Raw genomic sequence first — 20,418 nt, 5'->3', positions numbered from 1 at the left:
TTGTGGAGTCGCGGAAATTCTATCTCTAAAGTGCTTGGAGTCGAGCGCCGCTCGCAAAGCGATGCGAAGCTGATGGATAAGATGTAAAGTACAGTTTACGTCTGGGCTTGATTGAGGGCGCAGGGGAGGTGCAGAGATCCCAATGAGGCAAAAGCTGTCGTTGACCGTGTTGCATGGTGGGAAATTTGTGCGCGTGCCCAAAGCGCTGGCGATTGGCACCGGCACGAGGGGGTTCACGGTCTCCGAGCGCGATGCAATCGCACGCGCCGCTGTTGCGGGGTTCAAAATCGTCGTGTTCACCGAGCTGTATGGAAGGCAAGCAGCGAAGGAGTTCGACGGGGTTGACGGAGTGTCCATAGCGGTCCCCCGCGATTCGAGGCTTATGCCGGGTCCGCCCTTGACGCGCCGAGCGGCGCGGGTGGAGGCACTGACGACGGTGCTTCAAGGATGGGGTATGGGCTTGGAAGACGTGGTGGCAGTCGGTACCAGCCCCATCGATCGCGACCTGCTCATGGCAGCGGGTGCCCCCATTGCCCTGGAGGGGGCAGGTTATGACGCTTTGGCAGTTGCCGGTCTCAGGTTTTCCGCACGCGAGGCCGACGGCCTTGTGCGGGCGATTGATGCAGCGTGCACGTTGGTCTCGAATTGCAGAGTGCCTACCACTCGTCCACACGATCGTGGTTGATGGGGGTGTAGAACAGGCGCTGCAGCTCTTTGGGCTCGCGCGTTTGTCCAAGGGCCCACATGGTTTTTGCCACAAGTGCCTCGGTGGTCATGTCTCCGCCCTTGAGGACCCCGGGGTGTTCGGCATATGCGCGACCGACCTCGTATACACCAAGGTCAAGGCCTTCTTCGGGCACTTGGGTCGTCATGACGATGGTGCGCCCCGAGTCGACCCAGTCAAAGATCGCCTCTTGGAACGATGAGTTGTCGGCGCCGAGTTCGGGCACGCCCCCCATGCCGAAAGTTTCGAGGATGATGGCGTTGTAATCGGGTTTGAGCAGCTCAAACATGTGCGGGGTGAGACCCGGAGTGAGCTTGAGGACGCACACGCGGTTGTCAACGTGAGTGTAGAAGCGGGGGCCATCTTCGCTTGTGAGGCGCTGGTCAATTGGGGCGCCGGCACCCACGGAGGCGGTGCCCATGGATGCGGCGACTTCGCCTTCGGCAAGACCTGCGGCCACGGCAACGGAACCGCTGCGGATAATCTTGCCTTGCCGCAGGTAGGCGAGGACGGGATAGTTGACGCTGGCGAACGCGTTGAAGCTCATGGTGCGTTGCTTGCGTGCGCGCGTTCCGGCGATGGCGTAGCCGCCAAAGACGATGGAGACGTCGCGTGAGCGGTCGTCGGCGGCGTAAACCAGGCTTTGGTAGAGGTTAATCTTGGCGTCGGTGAAGGGATTGCCCATGGGCTGCTGGGAGCCGGTGAGTATGATGGGTTTGGGACTGCCTTGGATAAGGTAGGAGAGCGCCGCGGCGGTATATGCCATGGTGTCGGTGCCGTGCATGACTACGAACCCATCGTGGGCGTCGTAGCCCTCGCGGATGACCTCGGCGATGCGTAGCCAGTCGGCGGGTCGCATGTTGGTGCTGTCGATGTTCATGGGCTGCACGATGTCAAGCTCGTAGAGGCCTTCGATTTGGGGCACGCTGCGTGCGAGTTCTTCGCCAGAGAGAGCGGGGGAGAGGCCATTGCCTTCCTCGGCCGAGGCGATCGTGCCGCCCGTGGCAATCAAAAGAATGCGTTTCACGCGTGGGCCTCCTCAACATGGCGGGTTACGACGACTCAGACATTGTAGTGGATGCCGACTGCTGCGAGAGATGCGTTCGCGGATGACGCGAGGAGGTTTTACGAGTCGTATCGGCACAATGTGGCTAAAAACCATGTAAGGATTCTGCGCACGCGCAGCTTGGCGAGTATGATGTACCAATTGGCTAACACGTCTCGCCGTCGATTATGGCGGCACGGTTGGGAGGGTTCATGACCCAGAATGCATCCGAGCGGGCCGCGCAGAAGGTGCTGGTCTTCGACTTCGGCGCGCAGTATGCGCAGCTCATCGCCCGTCGCGTACGCGACCTGCATGTATATTCCGAGATCGTCCCGTGCGACATCACGGCCGAAGAGGTGCGCGAGATGGCGCCCGCGGCGCTGATTCTGTCTGGCGGCCCCGCGTCCGTGTACGCGGAGGACGCGCCCACGGTCGATCCCGCAATCTATGACCTCGGCCTGCCCATTCTGGGCTTCTGCTACGGCCACCAGGTGACCGCCGTCACGCTCGGCGGCGAGGTAGGCCACTCCGAGATCGGCGAGTACGGCCCCGCCACCATCGAGCGCGACCGCGAGAGCAAGCTCTTCAACGCCACGCCGCTTGAGCAGACCGTGTGGATGAGCCACCGCGACGCCGTCTCCCGCGTGCCCGAGGGGTTCGCCGTGACCGCGAGCACCTCCGTGTGCCCGGTTGCCGCCATGGAGGACGCCGAGCGCCGCATCTACACCACGCAGTTCCACCCCGAGGTCAAGCACACCGAGCACGGCCAGCAGCTGCTCCGTAACTTCCTGTTCGACATCTGCGGGCTTGAGGCCAGCTGGACCATGGACAACCTGGTCGAGACCATGGTGGGCGAGTTCCGCGCCGCCGTTGGCGAGGACCGCGTGATCCTGGCGCTGTCCGGCGGCGTCGACTCCTCCGTGGTCGCGGCCTTGGGCGCCCGCGCCGTCGGCCGCCAGATGACCTGCGTGTTCATCAACCATGGTCTGCTGCGCAAGGGCGAGTCGGAGCAGGTGGAGGAGGTCTTCACCAAGCAGTTCGACGTCGACTTCGTGCACGTGCACGCGGAGGCGCGCTACGCCGCGCTGCTCGATGGCGTGACCGATCCCGAGGAGAAGCGTCGCATCATCGGCACGCAGTTCTGGAACGAGTTCTTCGCCGTGGCGAAGGATCTGGAGACCGACGGCCGCCCGGTGAAGTACCTGGCGCAGGGCACCATCTACCCCGACATCATCGAGAGCGGCGCCCGCAAGACCGGCGGCAAGACGGCCACCATCAAGAGCCACCACAACCTCATCCCGTTCCCCGAGGGCGTGCACTTCGATCTCATCGAGCCGCTCGACCACTTTTTCAAGGACGAGGTGCGCGAACTGGGCCTGGCGCTGGGCCTGCCCGAGCACATCGTGCACCGTCAGCCGTTCCCGGGCCCCGGCCTGGCGATTCGCATCATCGGCGCGGTGAGCCCCGAGAAGCTCGAGATCCTGAAGAACGCCGACGCCATCGTGCGCGAGGAGCTGGACGAGTACAACGCGCGCCTGTTCGAGCAGACCGGCGAGCGCAACAGTGAGCACTCCTGCTGGCAGTACTTCGCCGTCCTGCCCGACATCAAGTCCGTCGGCGTTATGGGCGACGAGCGCACCTATCAGCGTCCGATCATCCTGCGTGCCGTCGAGTCCAGTGACGCCATGACCGCCGACTGGGCCAAGCTGCCCTACGATGTGCTGGCCCGCATTTCCGGCCGCATCGTTGCCGAGGTTCCCGGCGCCAACCGCGTGTGCTATGACATCACGTCCAAGCCGCCCGCGACCATTGAGTGGGAATAACTGACAAAACCCGCAAAGCCTTGAAAACACTGGGTTTTTGAAGCGGAAACGGGGCATTTGATAGCAAATTGATAGCAGATACCAAAATCGGATTTACTTTGCTCACTCCTGTATAGCGGGTGGTTTGCGGGTAAATCCTCCATATCCTAAGAAAAAGGTCTTGCTGACTTTCACCAGTCGGCAAGACCTTTTTTGCTATTTGTCTTTTCTCTGTTTCTTCAATCCTTTTATCAGAGCATCGCTTAATTCCTTCGAGGGGACTTTGGCCCACCGCTGGGTGGTGTCATACTTGGGGTAGTTGTACCGCCAGCGGTCATAGTCCTCCTTGGTGATCTCCCCGGCCTCCAACTTCGCCGCCTGTTCCCGCCACGCAATCAAGATTTTGTTCAACTCACTGGCTTGACGGCCTCCCTGGAAAATATCTGCTTGCAGGCAGGCACGTCCATCCGCCTCTATCACTTTCAGACTGTAAACATCCTCCAAGGCGAACAGCGTATGGGCCAAACCTATGTAGTTGTCTATGTCCGGGACGCTCAACGCCTGGGGCGATACATCTAAAGTATGAGCCAGGGCAGCGGTCAAATCGGCCTTCGGCGTCCGGGTGCCTGTTTCGTACTGTGCCAGACGAACATCGGCGGAACGCTCTGGAAAGCCCACCGCCATACCAAGATACTTCTGTGTCATACCCCGGAGGGTGCGGAAAAAATGGATGCGCTCTCCTATTGCCATAAATGCCAACTCCTATCTGGTGGTTTCTGTCGAAAGTAGTATAACATATTCGCTTAGTAACAGTCAAGAGTATCTTAAACAAAAAAGTTAAAAATTATTCCGCAAGCCACTTGACAAAGCAAATTTGCTTAGTTATAATAGATTAAGCATAAAGGCTTAGTTTTCGAGCCGTGAAAGGAGGTGAGCGCACAATGGCAAGCACTATGTTCATGCGGGTGGACGAGGTAGCGGAGGAATTAGGGGTTTCTGTCCCCTATGCCTATAAGCTGATTCGTTCCATGAATGCGGAGTTGAAAAAGACGGGCTGTATTACCATTTCAGGCCGGATCGACCGCAAATTCTTCCACGAAAAATTTTATGGCACAAGAGGCCAGAGCGAAAGGAGTGATTAACCTATGGCGGCGTTTAAGAACAAGACCAACGGCACTTGGTACGTCCAGTTCCGCTATACGGACTGGAAAGGGGAGCGCCAGCAGAAGTTAAAGCGTGGCTTTGCCACCAAGAAAGAGGCCCAGGCGTGGGAACGGGAGTTTCTGATGCAGAAGCAGGCCGATGTGAACATGACCTTTGAGAGCTTCGCCCAGCTCTATGAGAAGGATATGAAGCCCAAGCTGAAGCTGAACACCTGGCTGACAAAAGAGAGCATCATCCAAAAGAAAATCCTTCCGTATTTTGGAAAGCGCAAACTGTCGGAAATCACCGCCAAGGACGTGATGGACTGGCAGAACGTGATCCGAGGGTTGACGGACGCCAAGGGAAAACCCTATTCCCCTACCTATCTCAAAACCGTCCACAATCAGTTAAGTGCCCTCTTTAACCATGCTGTCCGCTACTACGGCCTCCAGGTCAATCCTGCGGCCAAGGCCGGGAACATGGGGGTGGAAGAACGGCGTGAAATGCTGTTCTGGACGAAGGAAGAGTATCTGAAATTTGCCGACGCCATGATGGACAAGCCCCTCTCCTACTATGCCTTTGAAATGCTCTACTGGTGCGGTATCCGGGAGGGGGAACTGCTGGCCCTCACCCCAACAGACTTCGACTTTGAGGCGGGTACAGTGTCCATCAGCAAATCCTATCAGCGGCTCAAGGGCAAGGACGTGATTACCACCCCCAAGACGAAAAAGAGCAACCGTGTCATTAAGATGCCCAAATTCCTCTGTGGAGAGATGGAGGACTACTTAAAGATGTTTTACAGCGCCGGGGCGGATGAACGGATTTTCCCTGTCAGCAAGCACTATCTCCACCATGAAATGGACAGAGGTGCGAAAGCGGCGGGAGTGAAGCGGATCAGGATTCACGACCTCCGACATTCACACATTTCCCTGCTGATTGATATGGGCTTCACCGCCCTGGCAATCGCTGACCGGGTGGGGCATGAGAGTATCGACATCACCTACCGCTACGCCCATCTGTTTCCTACAAGGCAGACGGAGATGGCGGACAATCTGGACTTTGAAAGGATGGGAACGTAACCATGTCACTGAAAAACCGAGACAACAAAAATCGCTGGAGGAACAAGACCGTGGCCTTCCGGGTGTCCCCGGAGGAAGATGAACAGATCGAGGCCGCTGTGCGGCTCTCCGGCCTGACAAAGCAGGACTACATCACAAGACGCCTCCTGTGCCGGGAAGTAGTGGTACAGGGTAATCCCAAGGTCTACAAGGCCCTGCGTGACCAGCTTGCCGCCGTTCTGGACGAACTGCGGCGGGCCGAGGATGGGGCTGGCGTGGATGATGAACTGCTGGACACCATTCAGATGATCGCCGCCATCATGGGCGGCATGAAGGAGGATTGATAGATTTGGATTCCAAGGAAACGAAAAGGACTGTCCCGGTTCCGTCTGTTGGCGCAGACGGGGAACAGCCCATTTCACAAACACCTACTGCAAGTATAACAGAGGAAACGACAGAAAACAATCCCCCTGAAAAAAATTATGCGGAACTGCTGCGCAAAATGCAGCGCATGAACGACCCGGCGTATCTCCCCACGATTTCCATGAACGAGTTGTACGAGAACGTCTATCAGAGCAGACCGCCCGTCATTGACGGTCTGCTCTATCCGGGGACGTACCTCTTTGCGGGAGCACCCAAGGTGGGCAAGTCGTTCCTGATGGCCCAGCTTGCCTACCACGTCAGCATGGGCCTCCCCCTGTGGGACTATCCCGTTCACAAGGGGACTGTCCTCTATCTGGCGCTGGAGGACGATCACCGTCGCTTGCAGGAGCGGCTTTACCGGATGTTCGGCATGGACGGCACCAACGACCTTCTCTTTTCCATCTGTGCCAAGCAGGTCGGCAGCGGGCTGGAGGAACAGCTAAAGCGGTTCGTGCAGGAACACCCCGACACCAAGCTGATTATCATTGACACCCTCCAGAAAATCCGGGAGGCTGGCGGGGATAAGTACAGCTACGCCAACGATTACGAGGTGGTGGGCAAGCTGAAACGCCTCGCTGATGCCTGCGGCGTCTGCCTCCTGCTGGTACATCACACTCGGAAACAGCAGGCCGACGACAAGTTTGATATGATCTCCGGCACCAATGGCCTGTCGGGTGCGGCGGATGGGGCCTTTCTTCTTCAGAAGGAGAAGCGGACGGACGACACCGCCATTCTGGATGTGGTAGGACGTGACCAGCAAGACCAGCGGCTCTATCTCACCAAGGACAAGGAACACCTGACATGGACACTGGAGCGGATGGAAACGGAGTTGTGGGTAGAACCCCCCGACCCGGTGCTGGAGGCCGTAGCCGCTTTTATTACGGCGGAGAGGCCGTCCTGGAGCGGTACAGCCACGGAGTTGGCAGCGGTCCTGCAAGTGGATATGAAGCCTAACGCCTTGGCTATGCGGCTGAATGTCCGGGCTGGGAAACTGGCGACGGAGTATCATATCCGTTATGAGAACACTCGTACCCACGCCGGGAGAAGCATCAGCCTGACGCTGGAGCCTCCCCAGGCGTGACGACCGTGACGGCTGTGACGGCTTTTTTGAGAGCGGGGGCGGTGTCTAAAACATCGTCACGGTCGTCACGGCTGTCACGGGGGAGCGGGGTCAAATGTCAAGGGGGCATACCTACGGGTGGAGATTGCCGCAAGGCAATACAACCCGAACCCCTTGACATTTGGCCCACGGAGGACACTTGCCGGGTGGTGGAAAGGCTGTGCCTTTCCACCTGCCCAACGGCGAGTGGAAAAGTTTAGGCGGGGTGCAGGGTGCCCTTTTCAAAGGGCGGCCCTGCTGGGGGAGGCAACCGCCCTACCAGGGGCAAAGCCCCCACACCCCCTCGGGAAAGCACGCGCACTTTCGCACCAACGGGGCGAAAGTGTCATAGTGGGTTATTACACTTCCCGCAGGAAGTGACTCCCCCGAACCCCCGTCCATTTTCAACAACCAAACATCTGAAACAGGAGGATTTTTGCCTATGGCGAGAGGCGACGGTATTGACCGTACCAACGCAAGAAATATGAGGCTGACCGAAACCAAGATCGGCAACACCCAGCAGCACAACGAGCGTGAGAAGGATTCCTATGTCAACCAGGACATTGTACCAGAGCGGACGCCGCTCAATGTCCATTTCAAGGCCCCATCTGCAGGGTATCAGGAGATGTTCTCCCAAATGGAGGCCGATGGTGTGATCTCCACCCGTGGCATTAAGGCGGACGCATTTCGATACGGTGAGTTGGTCTTTGATGTGAACTCCGCCTACTTCTACAATCACGGCGGCTATGACTTCGCAAAACAATTTTACACCGACGCTTACAAATCCGCAATCAAAATCGTAGGTGGAGAGCAGTATATTTTGTCGGCGGTCATGCACGCCGACGAACGCAACCGGGCTATGTCCGAGGCGCTGGGAGAGGACGTGTACCACTACCACCTCCATGTGGTCTATATCCCGGTGGTGGAGAAGGAAATCCGCTGGACAAAGCGGTGCAAGGACAAATCTCTGGTGGGCAAGGTCAAAGAAACCGTTATGCAGGTCAGCATGAGCAAAAAGTGGGCGTCCCAGCCCTCAGTAGACGAGGCCACCGGGGAGCCATTACGAGCAGCAAAGGGCAAGCCTGTTCTGAGAAAGTCGTACAGCGTCTTGCAGGATGATTTCTTTCAGCAGATGCGCTCCGCTGGCTACACGGACTTGGAGCGTGGAGAGCGTGGCAGTTCCGAGGAACATCTGACGGTCACGCAGTTCAAGGTGAAGTGTGAACAGGAGCGGTTGGCACAGCTTCAAGAGGCGGCTGTGCTGGCCCAGGCCGAGGTTGACCGAAGGAACAGGGAGGCGACAGCTGCCGAAAAGAAAGCGGCCCAGGCCAAGGCCAAACTAAACGATGTGGCCCCCATGCTGAAAGGCATGGAGAAGCTGGCGGAGGAATTTTCCAGCGACCCGGAACAGGTCTTGCCAGAAGCGGGACCGCTGGAATCGGCCAGAGCCTACCGGGAGAAAAAGGCCAAGCCCTTATGGGCGAAGATCGTCAAGGTGCTGCGGTCTGTCTATCGGGCCTACTACGACCTCAAATCCAAATTTGAGCGGCTGCAAGCGGACTATGGCCGGGAGGTCAGCAAAAACAGCACCTTATCAGAAAGAATTTACGAGGTCTGCGCCGAGAGGGACAGTCTAAAGGGAAAGGTCAGAGACTATGAGCGGGTCAGGCGGGCCATTGGCCCGGAACAGGCGGACAGAATATTAGAGGCCGCTTACCAGCAGGAACAGGCTGAAAAGGAACGGAAACGGGCCGCAAGGCAAAAAGCAAGATTAGGCGCACGATAATCACCAAAACCGGAGGGTGTTCCAGTGAATGCCCTCCTGATTTATTTGGGGAATCGGGTAAAATAATTTCTTGTTTTTTAGAGCGTACTATGATATACTGCTATTAGCCTGATTTGAGGAGTCTACCAAATATGCGGCAAGGTATTATTAAATAAAATTTGATAATGGGCACAAAAATGATTGCCCCTTGCAGGGGCTTGGTTTTTGCACCCAATTTAAGAATACTTTTGCCTTTTTAGTAAATATCGTGACGGACAGCGGCTTATGTAAGCCGTGTATACTTCTGTGTGTCCGAAGTCATGATCCCCAGCGGTAAAAGTATTAGCCGCTGGGGATTTTTGCGCCCATTTGGGCCTTGTACGGAGGATAGACATGAACATTATCAATATTGGGATTCTTGCCCATGTAGACGCTGGAAAGACAACCTTGACGGAGAGCCTGCTATATGCCAGCGGAGCCATTTCAGAACCGGGGAGCGTCGAAAAAGGGACAACGAGGACGGACACCATGCTTTTGGAGCGGCAGCGTGGGATTACCATTCAAGCGGCAGTCACTTCCTTCCAGTGGCACAGATGTAAAGTCAACATTGTGGATACGCCCGGCCACATGGATTTTTTGGCGGAGGTGTACCGCTCTTTGGCTGTTTTAGATGGGGCCATCTTGGTGATCTCCGCTAAAGATGGCGTGCAGGCCCAGACCCGTATTCTGTTCCATGCCCTGCGGAAAATGAACATTCCCACCGTTATCTTTATCAACAAGATCGACCAGGTTGGCGTTGATTTGCAGGGCGTGTATCAGTCTGTTCGGGATAAGCTCTCCGCCGATATTATCATCAAGCAGACGGTGTCGCTGTCCCCGGAAATAGTCCTGGAGGAAAATACCGGCATAGAAGCATGGGATGCGGTCATCGAAAATAACGATAAATTATTGGAAAAGTATATCGCAGGAGAACCAATCAGCCGGGAAGAACTTGCGCGGGAGGAACAGCGGCGGGTTCAAGACGCCTCCCTGTTCCCGGTCTATCATGGCAGCGCCAAAAAGGGCCTTGGCATTCAACCGTTGATGGATGCGGTGACAGGGCTGTTCCAACCGATTGGGGAACAGGGGAGCGCCGCCCTATGCGGCAGCGTTTTCAAGGTGGAGTATACAGATTGTGGCCAGCGGCTCATCTATCTGCGGCTATACAGCGGAACGCTGCGCCTGCGGGATACGGTGGCCCTGGCCGGGAGAGAAAAGCTGAAAATCACAGAGATGCGTATTCCATCCAAAGGGGAGATTGTTCGGACAGACACCGCCCATAAGGGTGAAATTGTCATCCTTCCCAGCGACAGCGTGGGATTAAACGACGTATTGGGGGACAACACCCGGCTTCCTCGTGAAAGGTGGCGTGATGCCCCCCCCTCCCCATGCTGCGGACGACGATTGCGCCGAAAACGGCAGCGCAAAGAGAACGGCTGCTGGACGCTCTTACTCAAATTGCGGATACTGACCCGCTTTTGCGCTACGAGGTGGATTCCATCACCCACGAGATCATTCTTTCTTTTTTAGGCTGGGTGCAGTTGGAGGTTGTTTCCGCTTTGCTGGCGGAAAAGTACAAGATTGAAACAGCGGTGAAGGAACCTACCGTCATTTATTTAGAGCGGCCGCTCAAAGTGGCCAGCCACACTATCCATATCGAGGTGCCGCCCAACCCGTTTTGGGCATCCATCGGACTGTCTGTTACGCCGCTCCCGCTTGGCTCCGGTGTACAATACGAGAGCCGGGTTTCCCTGGGATACTTGAACCAGAGTTTTCAAAACGCTGTCATGGATGGTATCCGTTACGGTCTGGAGCAAGGCTTGTGTGGCTGGAACGTAACGGACTGTAAGATTTGCTTTGAATACGGGCTTTATTATAGTCCGGTCAGCACGCCGGCGGACTTTCGCTCATTGGCCCCGATTGTATTGGAACAGGCATTGAAGGAATCAGGGACACAGTTGCTGGAACCTTATCTCTCCTTCACCCTCTATGCGCCCCAGGAATACCTTTCCAGGGCTTATCATGATGCGCCGAAATACTGTGCCACCATCGAAACGGCCCAGGTAAAAAAGGATGAAGTTGTCATTACGGGCGAGATTCCCGTCCGCTGCATACAGGCATACCATACTGATCTGGCCTTTTACACCAACGGGCGGAGCGTATGCCTGACGGAACTGAAAGGGTATCAGGCCGCTGTCGGCGAGCCGGTCATCCAGCCCCGCCGTCCAAACAGCCGCCTGGACAAGGTGCGCCATATGTTTCAGAAGGTAAAGAAATGCTAGAAGACGGAGGAGGATTCGATGTCTAAGGTTGATAAGACAATATGGGGTCGCAAACTCCAACTGAAGGTTATTTACGACTGCTTCGAGGACGAGGAGATTGCCCCTTCTCAAGAAAAAGCTCTTTCTTCCTTTTTGGGAGACTGCCCCGAGGTCGAGCTATCCCTTGCTTCCCTGAAAAACTACTGCGAGAAGCACTCGGCTGGAAAGATCAAAGCCGACGACATAGACAACGTGTATAAGTACGTTGTGCCTAGGTCGATTTTCGTGATGCGCAAACCAAAGGGTGCCGTCGCTTTGTTGTGTGATTTTAAGTTCGACATCGAACACGGTATCGCCATCGTCTTCAAGGACGGAAGGTTGGAGAGTATTACAACCCAGAATGCGGTTATGTAGCCTTATTGGGACAATTTGTCCCAATAAGGACATTTGCAACTCATAGCCGATTAGCACCAAGCCACTTGCGATTATTCCAAACGAATAATGTCCAAATCATTCTGCAAACATGCAGGTGGGTGACATCACGTGCAAGCCACTTGCGTCAACTGCTTTGCAATTGTTGCTGGTGGCTTGCATGCGATATCGCACCAAACCACACAAAAGGGGAGGATTTGGCTGCTCTACCCTGCCCCATTTCTCTACTGGGACAAAAATGAAACTCAACACCCCTGAGTTTCATTTGAGTTTCATGGAAGAGAGCAGTGCTGTCCCAGTTTGGTGCCGTGGCGTACACCAAGTGTCGCCATGTCCGTTTCGTGGATAATCTACGCTATCAGATAGATGCGATGTGATTTTCGATTTAGTGAGTGGGAATAAGGTTTAAGGAACCAACTTCTGAAAAATCAAAAATATTAGTGTCTTAACTGACGATTATCGCCTCCTCTGATAAACTAGGCAGAGGAGGCGGTTTACATGAAACTGTACCATCGCGAGCAATATCTGAAAAAGATTCGACCGTTCTACGATGACGATCTAATCAAGGTAATCACAGGTATTCGTCGCTGCGGCAAATCGTGCCTCATGGCAACGATTGCCGAAGAACTGAGAAATCGCGGCGTCGAAGATAAGGACATCATCTACCTCGATCTTGATAAGCGCGGAAACCGCTCGATTAAGACGCCTGAGCAGCTGGAGGAAAAAATCGAGTCGCTTCTGGCTGACAACGGCTTCAAATACCTCTTCATCGATGAGGTGCAGAACGTCCGAGACTACGAGGAGGTCGTGAACGCCTACAACTCGGATGGCGGCTTCTCGATATTCATCACAGGCTCCAACTCGTATCTGCTGTCTGGCGAGCTGATGACCAAGCTCACGGGCCGATACGTGGAGTTCGAGATGTTCACCCTGTCCTTTTCCGAGTTCCTCGATATGAAGAGGTTCATGGGCAAGGCGGTCGGTGACGCGCGAATCGAATTTGACGAATATCTACGCTATGGCGGGTTTCCTCGGTCTCTGGAATACGAAGATCCCGAGGCAAAGGCTCGCTACATCGAGGATGTCGTTGGGCAGATCGTCGACAAGGACATCAGGTCTCGCAACAAGATCCGGAACATTGATACGTTCAACCGTGTCATGACCTACGTCATCAACAACTATGGTGCGCCAACGAGCCTCACCAACCTTCATGACTATTTCACTAAGACGGAGCGCATTGCCGTCGAGCGGCGGACGATCGCCTCCTACATCCAGATGCTCGTTGACGCCAAGGTGCTCTACAGATGCGAGAGATTCGACCTTAAGTCCCGCAAATCGTTGCGTGGCGAGGAGAAGTACTACCTTGCGGATCCGGGTATCTATTTTGCGCGCAACATCGATGTCCGGTTGAATTACGGGCCCTCGTTGGAAAACGCCTTGTACATCTATCTCCGCTCGAGGGGATATAAGCTATCCGTAGGCCGCATCGGGAAGCTGGAGTGCGACTTCATCGCCCGCAGGCGCAACGCCTATGCCTACATCCAGGTTTCGATGACAATTGCCGATAGGAACGTGGAAGAGCGTGAGTACAGGCCATTCGGCTACATCAGGGACGGGTATCCGCGATACCTTTTCACGCTTGATCCCCTGCTGCAGGAGAGAGATGGCGTCAGACATCTTAACATGGTGTCGTTTATGAAAGATAATGGCGACCTAATTTGAGCGGCGGCCGGATTTCTTTGCTTCTCGGTACATGAGTGACGTGAATTAAAAGAGGACCATTGATTCACTTGGAATCGGCAGGCCGAGAACTCGTGTTGAAGTTAATGAGCTTTTGACCAGTGGCTCCTGTTACTGAGTGGGAGTAGCGAGAAACAGCACCGTCCAAACCCCTGACCTGCGGAGAGGTCGGGGGTTTTCTTTTCTGGCAACCTCTGGGCAATCTTTGTAGGCGCTGGGCCTGAAAAAGGAGGTAAGAATTCTCGCGCGCCCCCTTCAGTTCGCCAAAAGAAATGAATGGGCCAGGGTCGGTGTAAGTCATAATGCAACGAATGGTGTATCGTTGCATTATAATATGCAACGAAAACAGCTTCGATGCATTATCATTCAGGCGAAGGGGAGAGCCCATGCGAGAAACCAGGACCCTTGAATTCAAAGAATCGGTCACCAAGACGTTCCTCAAGACCGTAAGCGCCTTCGCAAACTACGGCACAGGTCGCATCTTGTTTGGGGTTGACGACTCGGGTGCGACGGTCGGCCTCGCAGATCCGTCGGCGGATGCGCTTCGAATCGAGAACATGATCAACGACTCGCTCGACCCCGTTCCGCGCTACACCATCAACATCGATGAGGCCAACAAGGCCATCTGCCTAACCGTGAACGAGGGGAAGTCGAAGCCGTACTACTGCAACCGGAGGGCCTACCGAAGGGCGGATTCAGCGACTATCGAGGTTGATAGAATCGAGCTCGGCAGGCTGGTCCTCTCGGGGCAGAACCTCAGCTTTGACGAACTCCGGTCCTCCCGCACCGATTTGTCGTTCTCGCTTTTGGCGGAGCGCTTCATGAGGCATCTCGGGCTGACCGCCTTCGATGACAACTCCCTTCGGACTCTCGGGCTCCTCGGGATAGACGGGGCGTACACCATTGCCGGGGAGATCCTCGCCGATGACAACGGCCTCCCGGGCATTGATGCCGTGAAGTTCGGCTCGGGCATTAGCGAGCTGCTCGACCGCAAGGCCGTCGAGGGCCGCTCGGCTCTCGAGCAATACGACGCGGCACTTGAGATGTACGAGCGTTACCTCGTGTACGAGACGGTTTCGAGCGCTGCCAGGGAAAGGGTGGAGCGCGTCCCGTTCGAGGCGTTTCGAGAGACGGTGGCGAACGCGCTCGTCCATCGCGTATGGGATGTCCCTGCCAACGTCACCGTCTCAATCTACGACGACCGGGTTACCGTTGTTTCGCCGGGCGGCCTCCCCAGCGGCGTGACCGAGGAGGAGTATCTAGGGGGTGGCGTCTCGATCCCGAGGAATCCCGTCGTGGCCAACATATTCTTCCGACTCGATTACATCGAGCAGTTTGGGACAGGCATCGCGCGCATCAACGAGGCGTATGAAGAACTGGCGGTTAAGCCCGCCTTCGACATCCGCGAGAACTCCATCGCGGTGACCTTGCCCTTCGAGGCAGCGCGACCTGAGGGGGTGACCCTTGATGAGCGCAAGCTCATGGACGAAATGAGCCGGAGTATCCTGATGACCCGCGCGGAGATCGGTCTCCGGAGCGGCTTCAGCAAAGACAAGACCACACGCATTCTGAACGCCCTCGCGTCGCGCGGCCTCGTTACGAGGGAGGGCGCTGGCAGGGGGACGCGGTACCGCAGGGTGTAGCGTATTCCCGTGCGCCCGTGCGCCGCAAGCATTTCATGCCCAGCGTCGCCCCTAGTCGAACAAGCTCGGCATGTCGTCTTCCTTCATGAGAGCTCCGGCACAAGGAAGGCTCTGAGCGGTGAACTTCTTCGCGGAGACGCCGGCGCCCAGCACCTCCTCGACCGTGCTCACGGTAGTGATGGCGCGACCCTTCTTGGCGGTGAACGCCTGGACGCCCTGCGTGCTGGTGGTCGTCTTGGTCTTGAGTAGCGAAGTGTTGAAGTTCATCAGACGGTAGTCGCTCGAGACCAGAGCGATGTCGCGATCCTCCTTGAGCACCTGGGCGTACAGCAGCTTGGACCCGCCGTAGATGGCGTTCTTGAGGCGCTTGCGGTTGGTCTTGGTGACGTACCCGGCCAGCGACACGCGCACCGCGCGCCCGTTCTCAAAGACGAACAGCACGTCGGCCTTGTAGTCCTCGGGGTCGATGACCCAGATCACGCTCTCGTCGGGGTCCATCTCGAGGTCCGTGGCCAGATACGACCCCAGCTGCGCGGACTTGGTGTCCTCGAACGCCGCGACCTTGCACTTATACACCTGGCTCTTGTTGGTGAAGACCAGCAGCTCGTGCGTGTTGGCGGACGGGAACTCGATGAAGGGCTCGTCGCCGTCCTTGTACTTGAGCTCCGCGGCCTTCCGTAGAACGCGGTCCGTCATCTTCTTGAGGTAACCCTCGCGCGAGAGCATGATGGTGACCGGGTACTCCTCGACCTCGGGCTCCAGGCTCACCTCGATGACGTCGGACGGCTCGATGCGGCCCGTGCGGCGCGGCATGACGTACTTCTTGTTGACCGCGGCCAGTTCGTCGCGAATGACCTTCTTGATATTCTCCTCGCTCGAGAGAATCTCCTCGAGCGCGGCGATCTCACCCTCGAGTTTCGCGATGTCCTTGGTGCGGTTGAGGATGTACTCCTCGTTGATGTTGCGCAGCTTGAGCTCGGCGACGAACTCCGCCTGGGTCTCGTCGATGTCGAAGCCGCTCATCAGGTTGGGGACGACCTCGGCCTCGAGTTTGGTACCGCGGATGATGGCGATGGCCTTGTCGATATCGAGCAGGATGGCCTCGAGGCCGTGCAGCAGGTGCAGGCGCTCGGACTTCTTGCCCAAATCGAAGCTCACGCGGCGGCGCGTGGACTGGATGCGCCACGCAACCCACTCATGCAGGATCTGGCGTACGCCCATAACGCGGGGGTAGCCGTCCACCAGGACGTTGAAGTTGCAGGAGAACGAGTCCTGCAGCGTGGTGGTGCGGTAGAGCTTGGCCATGAGCTTCTCGGGGTCCACGCCGCGCTTGAGGTCGATGGCGATGCGCAGGCCGGAGAGGTCGGTCTCGTCGCGGATGTCGGCAATCTCACGCACCTTGCCCTCCTTGGAGAGCTTGACGATACGGTCGATGATCACGTCGGTTTTGGTGGTGTAGGGGATCTCGTAGACCTCGATGATGCGCTCTTCGGGGACCCAGCGCCAGCGCGAGCGGATCTGGAAGCTGCCCAGGCCCGTCTCGATGATGCGCTCCATCTCCTCGCGGCGGTAGATGATCTCGCCGCCGGTGGAGAAATCGGGCATGGGCATGTACTCGAGCAGGTCGCAGCTGGGGTCCTCGAGGAAGTGCATGGTGGCGGTGCACACCTCGTTGAGGTTGAAGCCGCAGATGTCGGATGCCATGGCCACGCCGATGCCCTTGTTGGCCGAGACAAGGATGTTGGGGAACGTGGTGGGCAGCAGGCGCGGCTCCTTCATGGCGCCGTCGTAGCTGTCGACGAAGTCGACCGGGTCCTTGTCGATGTCCTTGAAGATCTCGGCGCAGATGGGGGAGAGCTTGGCCTCGGTGTAACGCGAGGCGGCGTAGGTCAAGTCGCCCGAGTAGTACTTGCCGAAGTTGCCCTTGGACTCCACGAACGGCGCGAGCAGCGCCTCGTTGCCCGTGGCGAGGCGCACCATCGTCTCGTAGATGGCGGCGTCGCCGTGCGGGTTGAGCTTCATGGTCTGGCCCACGATGTTGGCGCTCTTCTGGCGCTCGCCCTTGAGCAAGCCCATCTTGTACATGGTGTACAGCAGCTTGCGGTGCGAGGGCTTGAAGCCGTCGATCTCGGGGAACGCGCGCGAGACGTTGGTGCTCATGGCATACGGCATGTAGTTGGTCTCGAGCGTCTCCGTGATGGGCTGCGCCGTGACCTCCGAGTGCAGGCCGATGACGTTATCGGTGTTGACCTGCTTCTTCTTGCTTGGGGTGTTGGTTTTCTTCTTTGCCACGATGTCCTCTTGATGCTTCCTTTAGGGCCGTTGTGCTGTAGCGCGTGCGGGGCCGCCGGATGGCGGGCGCGGGGCTTGTCGCGGGCTGACGCCGCTCGTCCTGGCCGCCCGTCCTTACTGCAGGTCCAGCTGGTCGAGATACTCCTTGCCGTGCTCGGCGATATGGCGCTTGCGGCCGGCCTCGTCGTTGCCCAGCAGCAGGTTGAACATGGATTCCATCTTGGCCACGTCCTCGGGCTCCACCTTGATCAGGCGGCGCGTCTCGGGGTTCATGGTGGTGAGCCACATCATGTCGGGGTCGTTCTCGCCAAGACCCTTGGAGCGGTTGATGGAGCATTTCTGGTCGCCGATCTCGGCCAGGATGGCGTTCTTCTCGAGCTCGGTGTAGGCGAAGTAGGTCTTCTCCTTGCAGTTGATCTCATACAGCGGCGATTCGGCGATGTAGACGTAGCCCTCGTCGATGAGCGTGGGCACCAGGCGGTAGAGCATCGTCAGGATGAGCGTGCGGATGTGGTAGCCGTCCACGTCGGCGTCCGTACAGATGATGACCTTGCTCCAGTTGAGGTTGTCCAGGTCGAAGGCGCCCAGGTTTTTGATGCGCTTGTCCTTGATCTCAACGCCGCAGCCCAGCACGCGCATGAGGTCCATGATGACGTCGGACTTGAAGATGCGCGGGTAGTCCTCCTTCAAACAGTTGAGAATCTTGCCGCGGACGGGCATGACGCCCTGGAACTCGGCATCGCGCGAGGTGCGGATGGCGCCCGCCGCCGAGTCGCCCTCTACGATGTAGACCTCGCGGCGGGTCTTGTCCTTGGAGCGGCAGTCGATGAACTTCTGCACGCGGTTGGCCATGTCGGTCTTCTGCTGTAGGTTGGTCTTGATGCTCTGACGGGTCTTCTCGGCGTTCTCGCGCGAGCGCTTGTTGATGAGCACCTGCTCCATGATCTTGTTGGCGGCGTCTTTGTTCTCGATCAGGTAGGTCGCCAGGCGCTCCTTGAGGAACGCCGTCATGGCCTGCTGGATGAAGCGGTTGTTGATGGCCTTCTTGGTCTGGTTCTCGTACGAGGTCTGGGTGGAGAAGCAGTTGGTCACCAGCACCAGGCAGTCCTGGACGTCCTGCCACTTGATGGAGCTCTCGTTTTTGTTGTACTTGCCCTGTTGCTTGATGTAGGCGTCGATCGCGCTGGTCAGGGCGCTGCGGGCAGCCTTTTCGGGCGAGCCGCCGTTTTCGAGCCACGAGGAGTTGTGGTAGTACTCCTGCATCTGGAAGGTGCGCGAGAAGCACAGGCAGGCCGTGATCTTGACGTTGTAATCGGGCAGGTCCTCGCGGTCGCGGCCGCGGCGCTCCGCCTCGATGAAGAAGGGTTCGGTCAGGTAGTCGGCGCCCACCTTCTCGAGCACGTAGTCCTCAATGCCCTTGGGGTAGCAGAAGTCCTCTTCGATGAACTCGCCATCATCGCCCTCGATGCGCAGGCGGAAGGTCACGTTGGCGTTGACCACGGCCTGGCGGCGCATGGTCTCGCGATACCACTCGTGGGGGATGCTGATTGAGGTGAAGACCTCCAGGTCCGGGCGCCACTTGATGGTGGTGCCGGTGCGGTCGCCATCGGCGGGCTCGATCTCGAGCGCCTTCTTCTTGGCGCCCACGACCTTGCCCTTCTTGAAGTGGAGGGAGTACTTGTTGCCGTCGCGCCAGACCGTGACGTCCATGTACTCGGAGGCGTACTGGGTCGCGCAGGAGCCCAGGCCATTGGTGCCGAGCGAGAAGTCGTAGTCGCCACCCTCGTTGTTGCTGTACTTGCCGCCGGCGTAGAGCTCGCAGAAGACGAGCTCCCAGTTAAAGCGCTTCTCGGAGGGGTTCCAGTCGAGCGGGCAGCCGCGGCCGTTGTCCTCGACCTGGATGGAGCCGTCGCGGAATGCGGTGAGGGTGATGAGCTTGCCGTAGCCCTGGCGCGCCTCGTCGACGGCGTTGGACAGGATCTCGAAGGCGGCGTGTGCGCAGCCGTCGAGCCCGTCCGAGCCGAAGATGACGGCGGGGCGCAGGCGTACGCGCTCCTCGTCCTTGAGCTGACGGATGCTGTCGTTGCCATAGTTTGCGGTGTTCTTTGCCATGCTCGCTCTCTCGGTGGGTCCCTTGTGCGTCTTTGTAGCCATGTAAATGAATACCGTAACATAGCGCGGGTCGTATGCGGTGGCGTCCAAGCTAAATCCATCGAACAGGAGTTCGTATGGCGAAGGAATGCCGCAACGGCCCCCGGGGCGGGGCTGTCGGCGCGGTGAGCGAGCTGGAATTCGCCTCTGGAAACCCTGTTTACCGCATGAGCCAGTGCTGGTTGACCCGAGTTGACTCCCCGAAGCTATGAAGTTGAGGTTTTTCGTATTAGTTTTTGAATTGGCCGAGTATACAGCCTCACTTCAATTCCCTTATCTGGGGTTTTGTATGCGTGGGTTTGCTCTCTACTTGGCAAAACCGGAATCGAGTACGAAAAACCTCAACTTCTTTTTCAGGGGGCGACGCACGTGCTTTTTGCGACCGTGAAATCGTGGCGTGAGTCCACGTTGCTGGTCCACTGTGCTTCAGATATCCTCGTCAAACATGTTGGAAATGGCGGAGATACGCGTATATTGGCGAGGATTCTATATTGCCATCCTGCTTGGCCGCTAGATGCGGGTGAGTGAGAGGATGCTGCGGGTCTCGTCGTCGGTCTTATCGTAGGTCTCGACGTAATGGCGAATGAAGGCGTCGAGGTCGAGCAGGCGCACGGGTACGTTGGCGCGGTCGGCCTCGTAACGGGCCTCCTTGGTGAAGCCCACGGTGGAGACGCAGAGCCCGCGATCGCCCGCACGCACCATGCGCGCGCTGGAGGTCAGGCAGCCCGAGACGGAGGCGCGCTTGTAGACCTCGTCGATGATTCCCATGTAGTTCTTCGCGAATGCGATGCTGTTGGCCAT

General features: G+C 57.4%; 15 protein-coding genes and 1 pseudogene. 11 read left to right on the top strand and 5 right to left on the bottom strand.

What is annotated here, in order from left to right; translation table 11 throughout:
- Positions 1-142: 142 nt before the first annotated feature.
- The gene (locus ACX9NZ_RS06780; RefSeq protein ID WP_294121964.1) at positions 143-685 is read left to right on the top strand and encodes an HAD family hydrolase; all 543 of its coding nucleotides are present in this window, start codon (positions 143-145) and stop codon (positions 683-685) included.
- Here ACX9NZ_RS06780 and ACX9NZ_RS06775 read toward each other — a convergent pair.
- Complete coding sequence (locus tag ACX9NZ_RS06775; protein ID WP_118654365.1) at positions 657-1,751, bottom strand: asparaginase; 1,095 nt, start codon at positions 1,749-1,751, stop codon at positions 657-659. The two genes, ACX9NZ_RS06780 and ACX9NZ_RS06775, sit on opposite strands and share 29 nt — an antisense overlap.
- A 230-nt stretch (positions 1,752-1,981) precedes the next feature.
- Here ACX9NZ_RS06775 and guaA point away from each other — a divergent pair, with 230 nt between their 5' ends.
- Entirely contained in the window at positions 1,982-3,592 is a 1,611-nt protein-coding gene (guaA, locus tag ACX9NZ_RS06770) for a glutamine-hydrolyzing GMP synthase (RefSeq protein WP_407496288.1), read from the top strand.
- A gap of 195 nt (positions 3,593-3,787) precedes the next feature.
- Here guaA and ACX9NZ_RS06765 read toward each other — a convergent pair whose 3' ends face one another.
- On the bottom strand, positions 3,788-4,321 hold the full coding sequence (locus ACX9NZ_RS06765; RefSeq protein WP_055081003.1) for a helix-turn-helix domain-containing protein: 534 nt from the start codon (positions 4,319-4,321) through the stop codon (positions 3,788-3,790).
- Between the two features lie 191 nt (positions 4,322-4,512).
- Between ACX9NZ_RS06765 and ACX9NZ_RS06760 the strand changes: the two genes are divergently transcribed.
- The 9 genes and pseudogenes from ACX9NZ_RS06760 to ACX9NZ_RS06720 all read left to right on the top strand — a co-directional run bounded on the left by ACX9NZ_RS06760 (position 4,513) and on the right by ACX9NZ_RS06720 (position 15,174).
- On the top strand, positions 4,513-4,713 hold the full coding sequence (locus ACX9NZ_RS06760; protein WP_033524007.1) for a MerR family transcriptional regulator: 201 nt from the start codon (positions 4,513-4,515) through the stop codon (positions 4,711-4,713).
- A 3-nt stretch (positions 4,714-4,716) separates the two neighbouring features.
- Entirely contained in the window at positions 4,717-5,793 is a 1,077-nt protein-coding gene (locus ACX9NZ_RS06755; protein ID WP_407496289.1) for a site-specific integrase, read from the top strand.
- A 2-nt stretch (positions 5,794-5,795) separates the two neighbouring features.
- Positions 5,796-6,116, top strand: a complete 321-nt coding sequence (locus ACX9NZ_RS06750; protein WP_154940762.1) for a plasmid mobilization protein — start codon at positions 5,796-5,798, stop codon at positions 6,114-6,116.
- A 5-nt stretch (positions 6,117-6,121) separates the two neighbouring features.
- Positions 6,122-7,276, top strand: a complete 1,155-nt coding sequence (locus ACX9NZ_RS06745) for a helicase RepA family protein (RefSeq protein ID WP_329737620.1) — start codon at positions 6,122-6,124, stop codon at positions 7,274-7,276.
- 460 nt (positions 7,277-7,736) lie between these two features.
- Positions 7,737-9,080, top strand: a complete 1,344-nt coding sequence (locus ACX9NZ_RS06740; RefSeq protein ID WP_407496576.1) for a plasmid recombination protein — start codon at positions 7,737-7,739, stop codon at positions 9,078-9,080.
- A 372-nt stretch (positions 9,081-9,452) separates the two neighbouring features.
- Positions 9,453-11,380, top strand: a pseudogene (tet(W), locus tag ACX9NZ_RS06735) (tetracycline resistance ribosomal protection protein Tet(W)).
- An 18-nt stretch (positions 11,381-11,398) separates the two neighbouring features.
- Entirely contained in the window at positions 11,399-11,773 is a 375-nt protein-coding gene (locus ACX9NZ_RS06730; protein ID WP_407496574.1) for a DUF6985 domain-containing protein, read from the top strand.
- A gap of 516 nt (positions 11,774-12,289) precedes the next feature.
- Positions 12,290-13,513: an ATP-binding protein gene (locus ACX9NZ_RS06725; RefSeq protein WP_407496572.1), complete on the top strand. Its 1,224-nt coding sequence runs from the start codon at positions 12,290-12,292 to the stop codon at positions 13,511-13,513.
- A gap of 404 nt (positions 13,514-13,917) precedes the next feature.
- Positions 13,918-15,174, top strand: coding sequence for an ATP-binding protein (locus ACX9NZ_RS06720; RefSeq protein ID WP_407496570.1), 1,257 nt, complete (start codon positions 13,918-13,920; stop codon positions 15,172-15,174).
- Between the two features lie 51 nt (positions 15,175-15,225).
- On the opposite strand, the gene ACX9NZ_RS06715 is transcribed toward ACX9NZ_RS06720, so the two are convergent.
- The 3 genes from ACX9NZ_RS06715 to ACX9NZ_RS06705 all read right to left on the bottom strand — a co-directional run bounded on the left by ACX9NZ_RS06715 (position 15,226) and on the right by ACX9NZ_RS06705 (position 20,418).
- Entirely contained in the window at positions 15,226-17,466 is a 2,241-nt protein-coding gene (locus tag ACX9NZ_RS06715; RefSeq protein ID WP_407496568.1) for a DNA gyrase subunit A, read from the bottom strand.
- A 114-nt stretch (positions 17,467-17,580) separates the two neighbouring features.
- The gene (locus tag ACX9NZ_RS06710) at positions 17,581-19,578 is read right to left on the bottom strand and encodes a DNA gyrase/topoisomerase IV subunit B (protein WP_407496566.1); all 1,998 of its coding nucleotides are present in this window, start codon (positions 19,576-19,578) and stop codon (positions 17,581-17,583) included.
- Between the two features lie 549 nt (positions 19,579-20,127).
- Positions 20,128-20,418 (bottom strand): restriction endonuclease, encoded by a 291-nt coding sequence (locus ACX9NZ_RS06705; protein WP_407496564.1) that lies wholly within the window; start codon positions 20,416-20,418, stop codon positions 20,128-20,130.

It is taken from the genome of Collinsella sp. BM28, assembly GCF_054551995.1.
The sequence above is the reverse complement of the archived record's forward strand: the minus strand, read 5'-3'. Positions and strand labels throughout refer to the sequence as shown.